This window comes from Dialister sp. i34-0019-2H8 (genome assembly GCF_042846925.1).
GTDB lineage: Bacteria > Bacillota > Negativicutes > Veillonellales > Dialisteraceae > Dialister.
Genome location: NZ_BAABYQ010000001.1, coordinates 2,382,037 through 2,401,575 on the forward strand (window position 1 = coordinate 2,382,037; position 19,539 = coordinate 2,401,575).

Sequence of the window (19,539 nt, forward strand, 5' to 3'; positions counted from 1 at the left end):
CCTTACTTTTTCAAGAATTTCTCGATCTCCGGATCTCTTTTGAGCGCCAAAAGCTCCTCCTCCGTCGGATAGACGGGGATGTCGCGGTCATGGTTCACGAGACAGAGGAAGCCCAAGATGTCTCCTGCGTCCGCGCGAAACTGATGCCACTGCCAGGGCGGGATGGTGATGAGATCCCCTTCCCTGACTTCATGCACATCACTTCCAAGAAGCGCATGGCCCTTCCCTTTGAAGATCAAGACGAGATGCATGTGCTCATGCTTTTCCAGCGAAGAGAAGCCGTCCTTCTCCACCTGAAAATAGCGAAACTGCACCGGAAGGTCGGCTTCGTTGTCAAAAAGGATCTGCTTCGTCACATCGCGAAAGACCCCGGAATTTTCCTTGTAAATATGGGGCGTGATGCCCTCCCAGCCATTCGGCCGGCTGTGAAATTTATGGATCATGGATGTTCTCCTTATCGAATGGGTTCGGGGTTGGCCCGTGGGGCGTGATGCTCTTTGATTGCGGCTAAAAGAGGTTCAGCGGGTTCTGTAGGTTCTACGGGTTCAAAGGGTTTGGTGCAGCGCATAAAAAAATAAAAGCGCCGAGAAATTTTGATGGTGCTTCGCACGTATCGTCATCCCGAGCGAAGCCGAGGGATCTTCCTTGCAGAACCATTAGCGCAACAATTGCGCTATTTCAATCACCGCTTGCTTCCAATCCCTAATCACTCATCCCCGGCTTTCTCTCAGCAGATCCTCGGCAGACCCTCTCCCCGAAGCGCAAGTATGCGGCGGCGTCCGCCGTAGAGCGTCTCAAGATGCACGCCGCTGCCTGTGCTGACACGCCCGATCTCTTCGGCCTCTGTCCCATAGGGGAGCGCGCGAAGGATGCGAAGCGCCGTCTCTGCCTCGGCGGCAGGGAGCGCGATCAGCATCTTGCCCTCGTTTCCCATCGTCAATGGATCAAGCCCAAGGATGCCGGAGAGCGCTTTGACCTCTTCTCTGACCGGCAGTGCCTCTTCGGAGAGCGTGATAGAAACGCCGGAGGCTGCTGCCAGCTCATTGGCAACGGTCGCCAGTCCCCCTCTCGTGATGTCGCGAATGGTATGGACAGGCAGCTTTGCCGCCAGAAGTGCTTCCACCAGATGATTCAGGGGCGCACAGTCGCTCGTAAGCGTCGTCTTCATCTGCATGCGCTCCGTGAGGATGACGGCGTGATGGTCGCCAAGCGTCCCCGTGACGAGGATCGCATCCCCATCGTGAAGATTTCCCGCGGAGATCTCACAGGCCGGTGCGCGATCACCAAGGCCCGCGGTATTGATGTAAAGACCGCCCTTCCCTTCGATGACCTTTGTATCACCGGCCACGATCGTGACACCCGCCTCCTTCGCCGTCTCTGCCATGGAGCGGACGATCGGCTCCAATACATCGGTGGAAAGTCCCGTCTCGAGGATGAAGCCCGCCGTCAGATAGAGAGGCCTTGCCCCCATCGAGGCCAGATCATTCACCGTCCCACAGACGGAGAGCCGTCCGATGTCGCCCCCCGGAAAGAAGAGCGGCGAGACGACAAAGCTGTCCGTCGTCATGACAGGCACGCCGGAGAGGGGCGGCAGCACCGCACCGTCTTCCATACGGTCTAAGATGGGATTTCCAAGATACTTGGCAAAGAGAGAGGCGATCAGCTTCCCCGTCTCCTCGCCGCCGCTCCCGTGGCGAAGTTCGATATTCATAAATAGATGCTCCTTGTTGATTGATCGTTGGTTGGAAATAGGTGCAGGGGTCAGGGTTCAAGGTTCAGGGTTCAAGGTTCAGGGTTCAGGGTTCAAGGTTCAGGGTTCAGGGTTCAGGGTTCAGGGTTCAGGGTTCAGGGTTCAAGGTTCAAGGTTCAAGGTTCAGGGTTCAGGGTTCAGGGTTCAGGGTTCAGGGTTCAGGGTTCAGGGTTCAGGGTTAGCCTATGGGGCATGCTGCCCCTTGATTTCGAATGAAAGCTTTGCTTGCATGAGGAATTAGAAATGAGAAATGGTGGTGCGGCGCATAAAATAATGAAGCGCCGCAGAATTTTGATAGCGCTTCGCGCCGTCGTCATTTCGAGCGTAGCCGAGAAATCTCTATAGCAGAACGCTCATTACCTGATGTTCAGCAGCATCAAGACATCGTTTTTCCCCAGCGCATACACGCTGATTCCCACAGTGCAGTAGAGACCCTCGGCTACGCTCGGGATAACGATGCTGGAGAATCCTAATCTCTAATCCCTAGTCACTAATCCCTAGTCACGCAATCACTTCTCCCGATAAGTGATGCAGCAGGCACCCTCGGAGGAGACCATACAGGCACCGACAGGATGCTCAGGCGTGCAGGCACGGCCGAAGCAGGGACATGCTTCGCTCGTGATGCGGCCTGTCAGGACATCGCCGCAGCGACAGCCGGCGGGCATCCGGTCTTCTGAGAGTCCCCGGCTGCCCGCATCGAGCGCGCGGTATTTCTCCCGGAGATAAAGCCCGGAGCCTGCGATCGTCCCAAGACCGCGCCACACGGCATCCCCCGGCGTGAAAACATCCGCAAGGAGAGCCAGTGCCTTCGGATTTCCCTCTTCCGTCACAACGCTCGGGTACTCATTCCATAGTCCCCTCTTTTTCTGCGACGCCGCAAGCACAAGACGCGTCAGTGCGCGGAGAAGGTCAGCGGGCGAGAAGCCGCCGATCACCATCGTCTCTTCCGTTTCTTCCGCCAGTTTTCTGAACGGGCGGCATCCTGTGATCACGGCGACATGACCGGGGCAGAGGAAGCCATCGATGTGGCTTTCTCCGGAGATCAGCGACATCGCCCCCGGCATCGTTTTGAGCGCCGTCAGGAAGCGGACATTCGGGATGTGCTCCTCATAGACCAGGCGGATGAGATCCGCCCAGACAGGCGCCGTCGTCTCAAAGCCGACGGCGGCGAGGATGAAGGTCGTCTTGCGATCGGCCTCCGCCTTGGCGAGCACCTCTTCCGGATCGTAGAAGAAATCCACGCGCCCGCCCCTATCACGCGCACCGGAGAGTGACATCCGGCTGCCCGGGACGGCGAGGAGATCACCGAAGGCCATCACCTGACAGCCCGGAGTGAGCGCATAGCGGACGAGCTTATCGATGTAGGACGTCGGTGTCACACACACCGGACAGCCCGGTCCGGAGAGAAAGGTGATCTGCGGCGGGAGCATCTGACGAATGCCCGAACGGTACAGCGCTGAGGTATGCGTCCCGCACACCTCCATCAGTGTGAGCGGCGGTCCGTCATAGCGGGAAAGCCAGCGGGCAAGTTTGCGTTCCTCCATAAAAGGCTCCTTTGAGAAATAGGGGAAAGGGTTCAGGATTTAGGGTTCAGGGTTCAGGGTTCAGGGTTCAGGGTTCAGGGTTCAGGGTTCAGGGTTCAGGGTTCAGGGTTGTGGTGGCGGCTTCGCCGCAGTATAAATCTGGCGATGCCCGAAGGTTTGCGATCGCAGGTTTTCCTCGTATCGTCAGCCTTTCCCTCGAGGGGAAGGCAAATTAGTAGCGGCTACGCCGAGATCCTTCGACTCAGATCGCAGCTGTTCTGGCATTCGTTATCTCACATACGACGTTTCTCGCCGCTCAGGATGACGAAACGGAGCGATGCCCGAAGGTCTCTTGATCGCAGGTTTCCCTCGTATCGCCGCCCCCTTGCAGGGAAGGCTATTAAGTTAAGGAAATCGTTAGCTACGTAACGTCTTGCTTCCCCCTTCGGGGGAAGTGCCGAAGGCAATAGGGGCATGCTAGCGGTATAGCGTACTATGTTGAATAGTCCGATGCTATCGATATTCCAACACTTTCATGCAATATCGCTACGTAGCCCCCTCACCCCTTCGGGGAGCTCCCCCGATGGGGAGCCAAGAACGTTCTGCCGCTTAACTTAATAGCATTACTCATGCGGAGAAGGCTAAGAGGTGCGACGCTCCGCATCGATTTTTTATAAAGGGCGATGCCCGAAAGTGGTATGTAAGTCACTCGTCCCTAGCTGCCAGTCACTCGTCACCCATTTCTTCCCCGATCTCCTTGAACAGGGCGATCCAGTCCTTTGCCTCGTCCTTTTTCACGATCTGGATCGCCATACCGGCGTGGACGAGGACGTAGTCACCGAGCTTTGCGGGCACCATGGAGAGGTTCACGCGGACCTCGGAGCCGGAGAAATCGACCATGCCATGCGTGCCTTCGATGGAGACGACGCGGCCGGGATATGCTACACACATAGGGATGCTCCTTTCGGGAAATAGAGGGCTTTATGTCTGATTCTTCATGAGATAGAACCATGCCTGTCCGAGCGCGATGCCGCCATCGCCCGGCGGAACTTTTTCATTGGTATACACAGAAAAGCCGCGCTTTTGAAGCGCTTCCCGCGCACGCATCAGGAGAAGCTGATTCGAAAAACAGCCGCCGGAAAGAAGGATGCGCGAGAGGCCGAAGTGCTCCGCCGAGGAGAGGATCATCTCGGCGATGGCCTCGTGAAAGGCGAGCGCCTTTTCTTCTATTGTACCATGGGACGCCAGCAGCGAGGCAAGGAGCGTGCGTCCGTCCCAGAGAAGACGCCCATCCTGCTCTTTCCCTTCCCAGAAGATCTTCGGAGCGTGCGCGGCTGCCATCGCGGCCTCTTCCAGCGCCATGGGACACTCGCCTTTGAAATGATTCTCCTCGCCAAGCCCCAGCAGCGCCGCCGCCGCATCGAAGAGACGGCCCATGGAGGAGCTTTTTATCGTATTCACATGATGAGAAAGTGCGGCGCGGATGAGAGGCGCACGCGGATCCTTCGACGGAAGGTCCGCCGCTGCCAGATAAGCGAGCGCACTCTTCCACGCCTGTTTCATAGAGGCATCGCCTCCGATCATGGAAACCGGCGCAAGGTGTCCCACGCGCTGCATGGACGTCCCTTCGCAGAGAAGGATCTCGCCGCCCCAGACGGTGCCGTCCTCCCCATAGCCTGTGCCGTCAAAGACGAAGGCAAGGGACTTCCCTTGCAGATGATGCTCCGCCATGACAGAGAGCGCATGGGCGTGATGATGCTGGACGGTATAAAAGGGAAGTCCCCTCTCTCTGGCTGTTTTTTCTCCCAAAAGGCGGGACAGGTAGGCAGGATGCAGATCCGAAACGACCGCTTGCGGCGAAAGCCCCAAGAGCTCTTCCCAGTCCTGCTCCGTTTCCAGAAAAAACGCCTGCGAGCGTTCATTCAGGATATCGCATGGCACCTCGGCGGGATACAGCGAGCCGCCGCCTGCGAGAGCAAAGCCCGGCGCCATGTCCGCCCCTGTCGCAAGAACCATGCCGGATGGCGCATCTCTCACCACCGGTTCCGGAAGAAATCCGCGCGTTCTTCGTAGGATCTGCGCTTCCCTTCCCTGCAGCTGCATGACGCTGTCATCGGCGGGGCGCAGGATCTCCCTGTCATAGAAGAAAAGCCCTGCGATGTCTTCCTCTGCTTCGTAATACGCCCGCGCCTCCTCGTCCCGGAAGATCATCGGCTCGCCGCTTTGGTTCGCACTCGTGACGATGAGCGGCGCATCGACGCCCTCCGCCAGCTGGCTGTAGAATCCGGTCGAGGGAAGGCAAAGCCCCAGCCGCGGCACACGAAATGCCACGGCAGGAAGGACCTTCCGTCTCGGCGCGGCAAGCAGGATCGGGCGCACCGGCGAGGTGAGCATTTCGATCTCTTTCTCCGAAAGCATCGCCCACGCCTTCGCCATGTCGATGTCTTTCATCATCAGCGCGAACGGCTTCCCGCTGCGGTGCTTCATGCGGCGAAGACAGTCCGCCGTCTCTTTCCTGTCCCCGCGGCAAACGAGCTGGTAGCCGCCCATCGCCTTCACCAGAAGGATCGCGCCCTCTTTCGCAAGACGGATCGCTTCTGCCATCGCCGCCTCTTTTTCAAACCGTCTCTCCCTCGTCCATCCCTTCAACTGCGGGCCGCAGTGTGCGCATGCGATGCTTTCCGCATGACAGCGGCGGTCAGAAAGGCTTTGGTACTCTTTCTCGCAGTCCTTGCAGAGAGGGAAATCCTTCATGGTCGTCCGCTCGCGGTCATAGGGAAGCGCCTCGATCATCGTATAGCGCGGCCCACAGGCGGTGCAGGACGTGTAGGGGTAGCCATAGTGATGGTCCTTGGGATCTTTCATATCTGCGAGACAGTCTTCGCAGATGCCAAGATCCGCCGGAAAGAGCGGTGCGCGCGCCGCTCCGCCGCTTGGGACCGCGCGAAAATCCGGCAAAGGCGCATGGGCGATCTCCTCCACGCGCATTTCCGCGACCTCCACAGGCGGCCTCGCCGCCCGTATATCCTCCATGAAAGAAAGGAGAGCCTCGCGGCTCCCCTGTGCAATGATGGTGACGACGCCGCCTTCATTCCTGACGGTGCCTGTGATATGATGCGCCCCTGCCAGACGGCAAATGAGCGGACGGAAGCCCACGCCCTGCACACGGCCGAGGGCAGTGATGCGATAGGTCAGCATGGCAGGCTCCTTTCAGAAATAAAAGATTCGCGGGTTCTATGGGTTCTATGGGTTCTATGGGGAAGGTGGCGGCTTCGCCGAGATCCTTCGGCTCAGGTCGCAGCTGTTCTGGCATTCGTTATCTCACATACGACGTTTCTCGCCGCTCAGGATGACGAAGCGGGGCGATGCCCGAAGGCCTGCGGATAACAGGTTTCCCGTTTAGAGTTTCCAAACATCGCCCGCCTGACCGCAAATAACAAAGATTTCTCGCTGCGCTCGAAATGACGATACGAGAGTCATATTTTCTAATCCAGGCACTAGTATTGCGTTTTCTAAATAACTGGCATTTAACTCAACTCCCAAATCAAGTGAGGAGTGAGGAGTTAGGAGTGAAGGTACGGCGCATAAAAATAGGAAGCGCCGCGGAATTTTATATAAGGAGGGGTATTGGGGCACTATATGAATGGTGTGCCCCTTCCAGCACTTCTCACTAAGTCCAGAAGTTAACAAATCGCTATACCAGCTACCAGTCACTAGTCCCCAGTCACTAGTCACTCATCCCCGCCTTCTCGCAGATCCACTTCGCGGCCTCTTCATACCCTTCTCCGGTCTTTCCGCTGACCTTGAAGACGGGCGCATTCTTATTCAGATGGCGGATGCCTTTCATGAAGAACTCTTCACCGAAGTCCAGATAGGGCATGAGGTCGACCTTGTTCAAGAGGATCATATCCGCTTTTTCAAAAGCGAGCGGATACTTGTACGGCTTGTCGCTGCCGTCTGCCACGCTGACGATGAGGAGCTTCATGTGCTCGCCGATATCCAGCTCGGCAGGGCAGACGAGATTTCCGACATTTTCGATGAAGAGGATGCCCGGCGCATCGAAATCCATGGTGTGTACCGCATTATGCACGAGCGGTGCATCCAGATGGCAGGCTCCGAAGGTATTGATCTGCGCCGCCTTCACATGTTGCTTTCTGAGGCGCTCGGTATCGATGTCGGACTCAATATCCCCCTCGATGACATAGACCTTGCGCGCGATGTACTTCATGAGCTGCTCGAGCGAGGTGGTCTTGCCCGTCCCCGGCGCGCCCATGACATTCACGGCGAAAATATTCCGTTCCGTCAGGTAATGTCTGACATGCTCGGCAATGTGATTGTTATGGGCGTAGATATTCTCCATCACGCCAGCTTTGACCATATGCATGGGGTATCTCCTTTTTCTTACTATGCAACCGGCAGACAAATAGACTGCCATAGAAGGGTTCAAATTTCCAGATCCACGCTCTCTATATAGAACTCCTTCCCGATCTCTGTCGGAGAGCCATCGCCGCCGCAGCGGGGACAGGTGAAGGAGAAGCGCTTGCGTTCAAAAAGAGCGCCGCAGTGGTCGCAGCGCATCTTCGGCTTGATATCCCGAATAGTCAGCCGCGCGCCCTCGCAAAGGGTGCCTTCGGAGATCACGTCAAAGTACATCTGGATGGACTCTCCGATGAATCCCGAGTCTTCTCCCACGACGAGATGGATCGCTTTCACAAGACCGCCCTTTTCACGGGCGGTCTTTTCTGCGATGCGGACGATCTCCAGTGTCACCGGGTACTCATGCATGGGGCTCATCCTTCTTTACAGGTGGACGCGGACGGGCGGGACGTACCGGTGCCTTCCCAGTGAGCGTCAGCACGAGGGCTTTGTCTTCGCCTTCCTCCCACTCTTCCTTCATCGCAAGGCACTTTGCCGGACAGTTCTCTGCGCATACGCCACATGCCACGCATTTCTCGCGGTCGATCGTCCACTTCCGTGTCTTCCGGTCGATCGTGATCGCCTGCATCGGACAGCTGTGCTCACAGCGTCCGCAGAAGAGACATTTCTCGATGTCATTCTTCACATGATGCGGATTCTCCGACTGCGGCACATCCTTTGCCGGCTCTGTGGCAGGGACTGCTTTTGCAGGTTCTGCCTTCGGTGGTTCTGCGGCAGGCTTTACAGCTTCCGCCGGTTTTGCCGCCGGACGGGCGGGACGCACCGGCGTTTTCCCGGTGAGCGTGAGCACGAGGGCTTTGTCCTCGCCTTCCTCCCACTCTTCCTTCATCGCAAGGCACTTCGCCGGACAGTTCTCTGCGCATACGCCGCACGCCACGCATTTCTCGCGGTCGATCGTCCACTTCCGCGTCTTCCGGTCAATCGTGATCGCCTGCATCGGGCAGCTGTGCTCACAGCGTCCGCAGAAGAGGCATTTCTCGATGGCATTTTTCACATGATGCGGATTCTCCGACTGCGGCACATCCTTTGCCGGTTCCGGGGCAGGGACTGCTTTCGGTGCTTCTGCCTTCGGCGGTTCTGCCGGCTTGGCCGCCGGACGGGCGGGCCGCACAGGAGCCTTTCCGGTGAGCGTCAGCACGAGGGCTTTGTCCTCGCCTTCCTCCCACTCTTCCTTCATTGCAAGGCACTTCGCCGGACAGTTCTCTGCGCATACGCCGCACGCCACGCATTTCTCGCGGTCGATCGTCCACTTCCGGGTCTTTCGGTCGATCGTGATCGCCTGCATCGGACAGCTGTGCTCACAGCGTCCGCAGAAGAGGCATTTCTCGATGGTATTCTTCACATGATACGGATTCTCCGACTGCGGCACATCCTTGACCGGCTCTGGGGCGGGAGCTGTTTTCGGTGGTTCTGCCGGATTGGCCGGCGGCGCCGGGCGCACGCGCGGGCGGCGGGTCAGGACCTTGCCCTGATAGGTGGTGACAGCGGCTTTATTTTCTCCCTCTCCCCATGTATCTGCAAGGGAAAGGCACTTCGCCGGACAGTCAAGCGCGCAGGCGCCGCAGGTGATGCACTTGTTCCGATCGATCGTCCATGTACGGTTTCTGCGGTCGATCGTGATAGCGTCCACCGGACAGGTCTTTTCGCACTTGCCGCAGAAGAGGCATTTTTCGATGTCATTTTTCACGTGGTTGTCAGCCACAGCCGCTTCCGTAGCTGCCGGCGGCTGCGCTTCCTCCATGACGGGCTGCCCCGCCGGTCTTCTTCGGATCTTCGAGACGCCGTGAACGGTGATCTCTGTTCGATTTCCCAGGTAGCAGCCGAGCGAGAGACACTTTCTCGGGCAGTTGTCGATACAGGTACCGCAGTTCACACAGGCTTCCAGATCGATGCGCCATGTACGGTTCGCACGGTCGACGGTGATGGCGCCCGCCGGACAGTTTCTTTCACACATGCCGCAGAAAACGCACTTCATCACATTATTGACGATATGGCTTCGGTCATCCATCGCGAGCATGGCTGTATTCTGCGCGGCGACAGTCTTCTTGACTTCGCTGACGCCCTCCTTCTTGACGACGGTCAGAATGATCTCCGTCTTTGTAAGGCCCGGCATCGCATAGTGCGGATCCATGGAGAGGCACTTCTTCGGACACGCCTCCACACATGCGCCGCACTGGATGCAGGAGAAAGGATCGATCCTCCACTCGCCTGTCTTTCTATCGACAGTGAGTGCGCCGGAGGGGCAGCTTCTTTCGCACATGCCGCAGAGGATGCACTGGCTGACATCATTCACCACGCGCCCACGGACACCTTGACAGAAGGTCTTCGGCGCCAGCGGATACTCCGAGGTCACAGGAGGCTTGAATAAATTCGCCACAGCCTGTTTGATATATACCAGGTAACTCATATGTGAAAGCCTCCTTTTGACTTGGGGAAAAATAAGGGTTCAGGTTAGTGGGTTCAGGTTAGTGGTGCGGCGCATCATACTTTGGAAGCGCCGCGAGTTCTATATAAAGCCCCTTCCCCTCGGGAAGGGGGTACTATACGGGGAAGGCTGTCATCCTCCATTCAAATTCGCTTCGCGAATCTTACGATGCTACGCATCGCCAACCTCCGCCCCTTCGGGGCACCTCCTTCCAGAGGAAGGAGGGAGAGCGTGAAGCGCCATTATATTTGCGGCGAAGCCGCCACCACCATTTCGCATTTCTAGGGAAGCACTGATTCCCCAACTGTTCCACCGCACCCCTGAACCTTGAACCTTGAACCCGACCTATCTTTCGCAGCAGCTGATGCAGGGGTCGATGGTCAGGATGATATTCGGCACATCGGCGAGGTCGCAGCCCTGCAGCATTTTGACGAGGGCCGCGATATTGCAGTTCGTCGGGGTGCGGAGACGGAAGCGCTCGAGGTTCTTGGTGCCATTCCCCTTGATATAGTAGATGGCTTCGCCGCGCGGCTGCTCGACGCGGGTGAAAAATTCGCCCTTGGGCGGGACGCCGCGGACAGGCGATGCGATCGCGCCTTCCGGAAGATTTTCGAGCGCGCCTAGAATGATGTCGATAGACTGGTAGAGCTCGCGGATGCGTACCTTCGCACGGGCGAGGCAGTCGCCGGTCTGCTCCAGGACCGGATGAAATCCCAGATCCCTGTATGCGCCGTCATCATCGGCCATACGGTAATCATTCGGGACGCCGCTGGCACGTGCCATCGGGCCGACACAGCCCAGATCCATCGCCTCATTCATCGAAAGGATACCGACTCCCTCCAGACGCGTCTGGATGGTATCGTCATAGAGAAAGACAGACGCCATCTCTTCGATCTCCTTGCGCAGGCCGGTGAGCCTCTCCTCGATACTCTTCTTCATGGCATCCGTGAGGTCACGGCGCACGCCGCCCACCTCGCAGACGGAGAAGATGACGCGGCCGCCGGTCGTTTCTTCGAAAATATCCAGGATCGTCTCACGAAGCCGCCAGCAGTGCATGAAAAGGCTCTCGAAGCCCAGCGCATCCGCGCCAAGCCCGAGCCACAGGAGATGGCTGTGCAGGCGGGAAAGCTCATGCCAGATCGTACGCAGGTAGCTCGCACGGCGCGGCACATCGATCTCCATCAGCCCTTCGACGGCCTTCGCATAGCCCCAGCCATGCCCGAAGGAGCAGATGCCGCAGACGCGCTCTGCGACATAGATGAACTGCTTGAAATCGCGCTTCTCGACCAGCTTTTCCAGTCCGCGGTGGACGTAGCCGATGGACGGCACAGCGCGAACGACTTTCTCATCCTTCAGCTCCAGATCCAGATGGATCGGCTCCGGCAGGACCGGATGCTGCGGGCCAAAGGAAACGGTAGTGAGTTCAGCCATTGCCCTCCTCCTTCTTCACGACAGATGCATCGACGCCAAGACCGCTTCGAAGGTTCACCTTCACGGCCTGCTTTGCGTGGACGGCATTCGACAGGTCATGCCACGGCGTCTTCTGCGCGAGGTGGTAGAAATGCCCGCCATAGTCCACATCGGGCGCGATGAAACGGACATCCAGCCCGAAAAGATCGTGAATCTCATTCTCCCACACAAAGCCGTACCAGTACAGGCTCGTGATGCTCATGACGGAGCCGCCCAGCGCCGCGGTCAGACGCAGGTGGTAGAGAAAATAATTTTTGTCAAAGGTGTATGTCAGTTCGAAGCCCTCCGTGGTACGTGTGCAGAGGATCTGGACCAGGCGGCAGCCTTCTTTTTTGAATCGCGCCACACGCTCCAAGAGGTCTTCCGGGCGAATGGTGATAAACTGCTGTTTCATAGATGTTCTCCTTTGGGAGGGGGATAGAAATGGGTTCAGGGTTCAGGGTTCAGGGTTCAGGGTTCAGGGTTCAGGGTTCAGGGTTCAGGGTTCAGGAGCGGCGCATAAAATAATGAAGCGCCGCAGAGTATAAATAGGGCGATGCCCGAAGGTTTGAGAAATAACAGGTTTCCCATTTGGGGTTTTCAAACATTGTCCGCCTGATCGCGAACGAAAAAGATTCGAGGGCTTCGCTCGAAATGACGATACGGGAGTCTGATATATCCCAGTCACCAGTCACTAGTCACCAGTCACTCCTAACCCCTAATCCCTGAACCCTCACTCTGCTTTCAAACTTCACGGCGCTTTATAAATATTTCGCACCGCACCATAACCTTGAACCCGCCAACCTGAACCCATCAACCTTTTCTCAGTTTCTTCTGCTTTTCTTCCAGCACGGAAAGGCCTTTTACGACGCCATCGATGATGGCCTCCGGACGTGCGGCGCAGCCGGGGACGTAGACATCGACGGGGATCGCCTTGTCCATGCCGCCAAGCATATTATAGCACTCGCGGAAGATGCCGCCGCTTGAGGCGCAGGTCCCGACGGCGATCACCACCTTCGGCTCCGGCATCTGTTCATAGATCTGGCGGACGACAGGCAGGTTCTGTGCGTTCACGCCGCCGGTGACAAGGAAAATATCGGCGTGCTTCGGGTCACCGGTATTGACGATGCCGAAGCGCTCCACGTCATAGAGCGGTGTCAGGCACGCAAGCACCTCGATATCACAGCCGTTGCAGGACGATCCGTCATAGTGGATCAGCCAGGGAGATTTCTTTTCAAAGCTCATACATGACCTCCGGAATGGAGTGAATTGGGATAGGGTGTTATTGGGTTCAGGGTTAGCCCACGGGACGTGCTGCCCTTTGATTGTGGGTGAAAGCCTCGCGCGCTCTCTAGTTAGGAGTTAGGAGTGGTGGTGCGGCGCATAAAAATATGGAAGCGCCGCGAGTATATATGGGGCGATGCCCGAAGGTGGTATTTAAATCACTAGTCACTAGTCACTAATCCCTAGCCACTAATCCCTAGCTACCAGTCACTAGCTGCTCATCCCTGTTTTCAAACTTGTGGTGTCGGCTTCGCCGCCATTTTATATGCGGTGCAAAGCGCGACGCCGCTCACTTGAACCCATCAACCTGAACCAGACAACCTTTATTTGAAGTACATCAAAAATGCAATATTCAGAAAGCCTGCCATGAGGCCGACAAGCCAGGTGGAGGCGAGCATGCGCTCCCACTTAATGCGGGCGCAGCAGTTGTCGATGAGGATCTCTGCGAAGAAAACGATCTCGCAGATGGCAAGGCCGAGAAGCCATGTCCACCAGGTATCCGATGCGAAGAAGAGGAGCACGAGACCGAAGAGGAACACATTCTCATACCAGTGCGCGATCTCGACGATAGCCAGGGTACGGCCGGAGATCTCTGTCTTAAGACCGCCGATGAGCTCTTGATGCGCTTCATGCGACATGGAGATATCGAAGGGCGATTTCCTGAATTTAATGAGAAGGATGAAGCAGAGGCCGAAGAAGATGCCCGGCATACGCAGGATATTCATATGGGCGCCCGTCAGGATGTCTCCGACGGAGAAGCTGCCGCTGGCGAGGTAAAAGCCGAGTGCCACCATGAGGAGCATCGGTTCATACGCCATGGTCTGCACGAGCTCACGCTCCGCGCCGATCTGGCTGTAGGGGGAGTCGACGGCATACGCCGCGATGATGAGGCAGACACTCGCCATGGTCAGTGTGAATACGACGAGCAGGATATCGCCCTGCGCGAAGAAGAGGGTGCCGGTCAGAAGGACGAAAAGAAGGAAGCCGAAGATGTAGAAGCCTTCCGCCTTATTGACGGCGATCGGCTGCTTTCCCCACAGCTTCAGGAAATCATAGAAGGGCTGCAGGAGGGGCGGCCCCTTTCTTCGCTGCATACGGGCGGAGATGATGCGGTCGCACCCGGAAAGCAGTCCGCCGAGGATCGGCGCTAAGAGGAGGTACAGGAGACCCCCTGCGATAGGCATCAGGAAGTCAGACATGGAATGCACCTCCTACAGTCAAAGACAGCTCCATCAGGACACAGGCAAGGGCTGCGGTGTAGCCAAGGAGCTTCATGCGGTCTTCACCGAACCAGCTCTCCAGATACCAGTTCCGCAATGTGACGGGGACGACACGTCCGCCGGCGCCGCGATAGGCATTGTCGCTTCCGAGGTTCTCCCCGGAAAGATTCGTGACGACCTGTTTCTTCTCGCGGCTTTTGCCGAAGCGAAGAGGCAGGACGACCAAGAGGAAGACCATGAGCGACATGATCCAGAGATTGCTCTGCGCGATGACCTCTGCCGTCGCATGATAAGTGAGTGCGAGGTAGGGGATGACGCCGTATTCCGAAACGAGCGGGAAGAGCACGCAGACGATGAGCGTCAGTGCTGCCAGCGTTTTGAGCGCCGTCCATTCGACGCCAAGGATCCCTCGCTCGCGGTTTTCATTCGTCGGGACAAAGGTCGTGATCTTGCCGAGCCACTTCGTCCAGTAGAAGAGCGTGGTCGCCGAGCCGTAGACGAGGACGAGGAGAAGCAGCGGCTGTCCTGCATCGACGAAGGCTTTCATAGCGGCCCACTTGGAGATCAGCATGCCGAACGGCGCGAGGAACATCCCGCAGATACCGATCACCATGCAAAGCGAAAGGCGCGGCATGGAATTGAAGATCCCATCGAAATTCTCCAGATCGCGGCTGCCGAGCTGCTGCTCTGCGGTACCGACCGTGAGGAAGAGGAGAGACTTAGCGACTGCGTGAAAGATGACGATCATGATCGCCGTCCATGCGGCTTCATAGGAGCCTGTGCCTGCGCAGCAGACGATCAGGCCGAGATTCGAGATCGTGGAATAGGCGAGCACCTTTTTCCCATCGGACTGGGAAATGGCAGCGCAGGAAGCGAAGAAGAAGGTGATCCCGCCCACCAGCATCGCCATGATGCCGACATGATTATCTCCCAGGATCGGCGCGAGCTTGATGATGAGGAAGACGCCCGCCTTGACCATGGTCGAAGAGTGCAGGAGCGCCGAGGTCGGCGTCGGTGCCACCATCGCCCCCAGAAGCCATCCGGAGAAGGGCATCATCGCCGATTTCGTAAATCCGCAGAAGACGAGGAGCGCTGCGATAAGCTCGACCGGTTCACGGCTGCGGCCCAGATTCACCAAGAGAGACAGCTCGACCGTGTAGTATTTTTCCCCCAGAAGGACGATCGCCAATGCAAAGGCAAGCCCGCCCAAAAGGTTCATCCAGAGCGCCTTGCAGGAATTGTGGATCGCTTCATTCGTCTGCGAATAGCCGATCAGGAGGAAGGAGCAGAGAGATGTGATCTCCCAGAAGGTGTACATGAAGAGCAGATTGTTCGACATGACGAGACCGAACATCGCCGAAAGGAAGAGGAAGACCACAAAGAAGAAAAAGCCGCGTCGGTCAGGGATCCCCGCATGCTTTCGATGGTACTGCGCCATGTAGCCCAAAGAATACACCGCGATGAGTCCGCCGATGATGCCGGCGATCAGGATCATGATGATGGCAAAGTGATCGATGAGGAAATCCCATGATACATAGATGCGATCGCCCATATGCCATTCAAAGGCCGCCACGATCGCAAACTGCACAAGCCCCAGAAGTGCGATGCTGTAGCGTTTGAATTTTTTCGCATAGTAGCAGACCGCCAGAATGACAAGGAAGTCTGCCGCCAGCATCACCGCTTTCAGCAGCTCACTATCCACGCCGATCTTCACCGGCTCATCAAAGCAGGTGACGGCAACGGCAAGTGCGAGCCCCATCATCACCGCTGCCGAGCCTTTCACGAGCAGGTTGCGGAAGGAGGCATCGCGTGTCAAGAGCAGGACCACGGCCGTTGCAAGCGGCAAAAGAAACAGCAAGAGGGGTAGAAGCATAAGATCGACCTCCGAAGTGACCATGAGAAATGAGAGAGTCTCTCAATAAGTGCATGTGATTTATATAGCGTGTATACATATTTTTGCATATTCTTCGTATTGATATATACTTTATACTAAATGAATCAACAATGCAAGCGCAAAATGATTTCGATCGACGCTAAGCAGAACGAAAAAGGGCAGCTGCGACAAAATGCAAAAGCAGCTTGTCGTATCTGCCCTCTTTGGGAAGTGACTGGGGACTGGGGACTAGTGACTGGGAATTAGCAGCTAGGGATTAGGAATTAGGGGTTAGGGAATCTCGAGTGACTAGTGACTTGTGACTTGAATACCGCCTTCGGGCATCGCCACTGTCTATACTTCGCGGCGCTTCTATACGTTTATGCGCCGCACCACCATTTCTCATTTCTAATTTCTAATTCAAAGAGCAGCATGCCCCCAAAAACATTGACTCACTGTTTCCCCAGCACATCCGCCATCACGCGCTTGAGCGCCCTGATATCGAAGGGCTTTGCCACATGGGCATTCATGCCGAGCGCGGCGGCCTTCGACTTGTCTTCGGCGAAAGCATTGGCCGTCATGGCGATGATGGGGATCTTCGAAAGCCTTGGATCCTCCAGATGACGAATGAGGGTGGTCGCCTTGTAGCCATCCATATTCGGCATCTGGATATCCATGAGGATGAGATCATACCAGAGCGGTTCTCGTTTCTCAAGCATCGCCAGACACTCGATGCCATCTCTGGCACGCTCCACAAGAAGCCCGGCCTCCTTTAGAAGCTCTTCTGCAATCTCTGCATTGAGATCATTGTCTTCCGCAAGAAGGATGCGGCGGCCTTGGAGCGTCGTATCCGGCAGCGCGGAGTCTTCTGCAGGGAATGCCTCTTCCGGCCCTTTGGCGATGCGGTGCGGGATCCTGACCGTAAAGGTGGTGCCCTTGCCCGGCTCACTCTCGACCGCAATGGTGCCGCCCATGAGCTCTGTCAGCTTCTTGGCGATGCCCATACCGAGGCCAAAGCCCGGCCGTCGGCTCTCCGTGCTGCTCCTCTCGCGCGTGAAGGCTTCGAAAATGTGCGCGAGGAATTCCTTCGCCATACCGATGCCATTGTCCCGGATGGTCGTCGTGAAGAGCTCGATGCCCTCTTGGGCCGGAGCGGAGCAGACATCGAAAGACACCCTCCCTCCGGGCGGTGTGTACTTGCATGCATTCGAGAGAAGATTCAGCAGGATCTCCTGCAGCTTCACCTTATCGGCATAGATGAAGCGCTGCGGCGTCCGAAGCGTCCTTGTGAAGGAGATCTGTCTGTCCCTCATCTGATTTTCAAAAAGGCAGCCGACAGACTCATAGAGCTCTTTCATGTCGATGATCGACTCCTCGATACCGCTCTTGCCGCTTTCGATGCGCGCAAGCTCAAGGACATTGTTGATCAGAGAGAGCAGGAATTCACCGGACTTCTCGATCTTTTCTGTATAGTCCAGGATCCTCTCCGGCTCGTCCTTGTACATGCGAAGCAGGTGAGAGAAGCCGAGGATCGCATTCATCGGCGTGCGGATATCATGCGACATATTGAAGAGGAAGGTGGACTTCGCCTTATTGGCGAGTTCGACCTGGCGGAGCGCTTCTTCCAGCTGCTGCTGTTTCTTCCTCTCCTCATGGATGATCTGATCCAGCGCGCGGTGGCCTATGATGACCTCGAAATGATCTTCATCCTGCTGGGAAAGCACCGCCCGCACTTCGAAATACTCATTCCCCGCAGGATTCGGACGCACATGGCAGCGGACGCTGTACGTCTTATGCCGGAGAAGCTCCTCTTCGAGGCGAGCGGGTGAGAGGAGGACGGCGATCTCTTCGCGATCCGCCTCATGCACCAGATGCTCGCAGGCATAGCGGATCCATTCACTACAGCGATAATGCACATCCTCGAGCTTTCGCCCTATGTGCGTATCCTCACCGCCCCGGATCAGCTCGATGGTATCCTGCCGGAGATCCGTCAGGAAGATCACAGAGAAATCCTGCCCCAATGCATTCATCACAGCCTGGTACTGCATCTCCTTCTGCTTGGCGCGATCGATGGGATTCACCATGTACAGGAGATCTTTCGCGCGCCCCTTCTCATCCCTCGTCTTCACGATGAATCGCGCCTGCCGCCACTCCCCCGTGCGCGCACGATACGTGGTCGTGATGGTGTCTTCCTGCGAAAGGCGCGTGACAAGCGTCCTCGTATCCACAAAATCGCGCATGTGGTCCCAATATTCCTCGGAAACGATATACCGCAGTATATCCTCAAATGCCTGCGACGCCGCACACACCTTCCTGCTCGCCTGATACCCTTCACCGACACTAGCGATCCTCTCGCAGGTGTCTTTTTCCAGATCGACGAGGTAGATCACCCAGTAGATCTTGCTGATCGCAGAAATGACTTCATGCGACCGGCGTTCAGATGCGAGTGCCTCCTCGAGACGCCGCTGGTGTCTGCCCTCTTCCCTGACCAGATCATCGATCGGCCGGATCCCGATGACGACCTTAAAGCTCGTCTCATCCTGATGCACGCGGATGGCCTTCAGCTCGAAGTATTCATTCCCCTCGCGGTTCCCTTTCGTACGCGCCCGATACGTGAACGTTTCCTTCTCCCTCAGATGGCGCATCAGTCCCTCAGGGCCCAGCTCCCCATAGAAATCCCCACAGGACTCTTTCACCAGCAGATGATCGCGGATGTATACCATGCGCGCCCGATAAGAGAGCTTCTCCTTGGCAGGCAGAGCCTCCTCGATATCCATGCCATGGCTGAACATCCCCTGCTTCACGACCTCTATCGTATCTGTCTTGAGGTCTGCGAAACAGATCACCGTGTAGTCTAAGCAAAGCGACTGCAGGATCGCATTCTCTCTCTCAAGATGACGGAACGCCTGCTCCATAGGCGTTCCCGGCTCCGTCTCAGCACAGAGTGTCTTGTCGAAGTTTTTGATCGACGCAAGGCAGTAGCCCGGTGTCCCTGCCGGCATGATATGGAGATGGATGAAGCGCTTCGTCCTCTGGGCAAAGGTATCGAAATCCAGCGTCTTCCCGTGATAGGCCGCTTCGTAGTAGGGGAAAAGCCACTTGCCGCCGATCTTCGGCAAAAGCTCGATACCCGATCTGCCGAGCAGCTTCTCAAGAGGGATAGAGAGATGCTTTGCTTCCGCCTCATTGGCATAGGCAAAACGCCAGTCCACCGGTTTTCCCGCCTCATCCACCTCGACATGGATGACATAGATGGGCACCGGACTCTCCCAGACCGCTGCCCCCAGCATCTTCAAGTAGATCTCGTCCTTCATCGCTTTCCCCCTTACGGCACGCACAAAAAAAGCATGTATAAATTCTTTTTATTATACATGCATGCGGAAGAATTTCAAAGAGAATGGGTTTGAGGTTAGCCCGTAGGGCGTGTTGTTCCTTGATTGTGGAAAGCTTGGCGCGAATGAGGAATCCGAAATGAGAAATGGTAGTGCGGCGCATAAAAATCAGAAGCGCCGCGGAGTATAAATAGGGCGACGCCCGAAAGCCGACGAAGAGCAGGTTTCCCGTTTGGGATTTTCAAA

14 protein-coding genes are annotated in these 19,539 nt (G+C 56.7%); all 14 read right to left on the reverse strand.

Features of this window, described 5'->3' with window-relative positions; genetic code table 11:
• Positions 1-2 precede the first annotated feature (2 nt).
• Entirely contained in the window at positions 3-443 is a 441-nt protein-coding gene (locus tag ACGG9R_RS10400; RefSeq protein WP_390154773.1) for a cupin domain-containing protein, read from the reverse strand.
• Between the two features lie 284 nt (positions 444-727).
• Complete coding sequence (hypE, locus tag ACGG9R_RS10405; protein ID WP_390154776.1) at positions 728-1,711, reverse strand: hydrogenase expression/formation protein HypE; 984 nt, start codon at positions 1,709-1,711, stop codon at positions 728-730.
• A gap of 548 nt (positions 1,712-2,259) precedes the next feature.
• Complete coding sequence (gene hypD, locus ACGG9R_RS10410) at positions 2,260-3,294, reverse strand: hydrogenase formation protein HypD (protein WP_390154779.1); 1,035 nt, start codon at positions 3,292-3,294, stop codon at positions 2,260-2,262.
• Between the two features lie 705 nt (positions 3,295-3,999).
• Positions 4,000-4,224, reverse strand: a complete 225-nt coding sequence (locus ACGG9R_RS10415; RefSeq protein ID WP_390154782.1) for a HypC/HybG/HupF family hydrogenase formation chaperone — start codon at positions 4,222-4,224, stop codon at positions 4,000-4,002.
• Positions 4,225-4,254: 30 nt separating this feature from the next.
• Positions 4,255-6,471, reverse strand: a complete 2,217-nt coding sequence (hypF, locus tag ACGG9R_RS10420) for a carbamoyltransferase HypF (RefSeq protein WP_390154785.1) — start codon at positions 6,469-6,471, stop codon at positions 4,255-4,257.
• 529 nt (positions 6,472-7,000) lie between these two features.
• Positions 7,001-7,657 carry a hydrogenase nickel incorporation protein HypB gene (gene hypB / locus ACGG9R_RS10425; protein ID WP_390154788.1) on the reverse strand — a complete coding sequence of 219 codons (657 nt, stop codon included), beginning with the start codon at positions 7,655-7,657 and terminating at the stop codon, positions 7,001-7,003.
• Positions 7,658-7,716: 59 nt separating this feature from the next.
• The gene (locus ACGG9R_RS10430; RefSeq protein WP_022106761.1) at positions 7,717-8,058 is read right to left on the reverse strand and encodes a hydrogenase maturation nickel metallochaperone HypA; all 342 of its coding nucleotides are present in this window, start codon (positions 8,056-8,058) and stop codon (positions 7,717-7,719) included.
• Entirely contained in the window at positions 8,051-10,117 is a 2,067-nt protein-coding gene (locus ACGG9R_RS10435) for a 4Fe-4S binding protein (protein WP_390154791.1), read from the reverse strand. Before ACGG9R_RS10435 ends, ACGG9R_RS10430 begins: the two co-directional genes overlap by 8 nt.
• Before the next feature lie 363 nt (positions 10,118-10,480).
• A complete protein-coding gene (locus ACGG9R_RS10440) occupies positions 10,481-11,566 on the reverse strand; it encodes a nickel-dependent hydrogenase large subunit (RefSeq protein WP_022106764.1) in 1,086 nt (361 codons plus the stop codon).
• Positions 11,559-11,999: an NADH-quinone oxidoreductase subunit C gene (locus ACGG9R_RS10445; RefSeq protein WP_390154793.1), complete on the reverse strand. Its 441-nt coding sequence runs from the start codon at positions 11,997-11,999 to the stop codon at positions 11,559-11,561. Before ACGG9R_RS10445 ends, ACGG9R_RS10440 begins: the two co-directional genes overlap by 8 nt.
• Before the next feature lie 398 nt (positions 12,000-12,397).
• A complete protein-coding gene (locus ACGG9R_RS10450) occupies positions 12,398-12,829 on the reverse strand; it encodes an NADH-quinone oxidoreductase subunit B family protein (RefSeq protein WP_022106766.1) in 432 nt (143 codons plus the stop codon).
• A gap of 362 nt (positions 12,830-13,191) precedes the next feature.
• Complete coding sequence (locus tag ACGG9R_RS10455) at positions 13,192-14,067, reverse strand: respiratory chain complex I subunit 1 family protein (RefSeq protein WP_390154796.1); 876 nt, start codon at positions 14,065-14,067, stop codon at positions 13,192-13,194.
• A complete protein-coding gene (locus ACGG9R_RS10460) occupies positions 14,060-15,961 on the reverse strand; it encodes an NADH-quinone oxidoreductase subunit L (protein ID WP_390154798.1) in 1,902 nt (633 codons plus the stop codon). The genes ACGG9R_RS10455 and ACGG9R_RS10460 overlap by 8 nt, the downstream gene beginning before the upstream one ends.
• 452 nt (positions 15,962-16,413) lie before the next feature.
• Entirely contained in the window at positions 16,414-19,299 is a 2,886-nt protein-coding gene (locus tag ACGG9R_RS10465) for a hybrid sensor histidine kinase/response regulator (RefSeq protein ID WP_390154801.1), read from the reverse strand.
• Positions 19,300-19,539 lie beyond the last annotated feature (240 nt).

Bases quoted from the DNA above. Each gene is read 5' to 3' on its own strand.
- hypB (WP_390154788.1), bottom strand. From the start codon at position 7,657: ATGCATATGGTCAAAGCTGGCGTGATGGAGAATATCTACGCCCATAAC.
- hypE (WP_390154776.1), bottom strand. From the start codon at position 1,711: ATGAATATCGAACTTCGCCACGGGAGCGGCGGCGAGGAGACGGGGAAG.
- ACGG9R_RS10415 (WP_390154782.1), bottom strand. From the start codon at position 4,224: ATGTGTGTAGCATATCCCGGCCGCGTCGTCTCCATCGAAGGCACGCAT.
- ACGG9R_RS10440 (WP_022106764.1), bottom strand. From the start codon at position 11,566: ATGGCTGAACTCACTACCGTTTCCTTTGGCCCGCAGCATCCGGTCCTG.
- ACGG9R_RS10400 (WP_390154773.1), bottom strand. From the start codon at position 443: ATGATCCATAAATTTCACAGCCGGCCGAATGGCTGGGAGGGCATCACG.
- hypF (WP_390154785.1), bottom strand. From the start codon at position 6,471: ATGCTGACCTATCGCATCACTGCCCTCGGCCGTGTGCAGGGCGTGGGC.
- ACGG9R_RS10460 (WP_390154798.1), bottom strand. From the start codon at position 15,961: ATGCTTCTACCCCTCTTGCTGTTTCTTTTGCCGCTTGCAACGGCCGTG.
- ACGG9R_RS10450 (WP_022106766.1), bottom strand. From the start codon at position 12,829: ATGAGCTTTGAAAAGAAATCTCCCTGGCTGATCCACTATGACGGATCG.
- ACGG9R_RS10445 (WP_390154793.1), bottom strand. From the start codon at position 11,999: ATGAAACAGCAGTTTATCACCATTCGCCCGGAAGACCTCTTGGAGCGT.
- ACGG9R_RS10430 (WP_022106761.1), bottom strand. From the start codon at position 8,058: ATGCATGAGTACCCGGTGACACTGGAGATCGTCCGCATCGCAGAAAAG.
- ACGG9R_RS10455 (WP_390154796.1), bottom strand. From the start codon at position 14,067: ATGTCTGACTTCCTGATGCCTATCGCAGGGGGTCTCCTGTACCTCCTC.
- hypD (WP_390154779.1), bottom strand. From the start codon at position 3,294: ATGGAGGAACGCAAACTTGCCCGCTGGCTTTCCCGCTATGACGGACCG.
- ACGG9R_RS10435 (WP_390154791.1), bottom strand. From the start codon at position 10,117: ATGAGTTACCTGGTATATATCAAACAGGCTGTGGCGAATTTATTCAAG.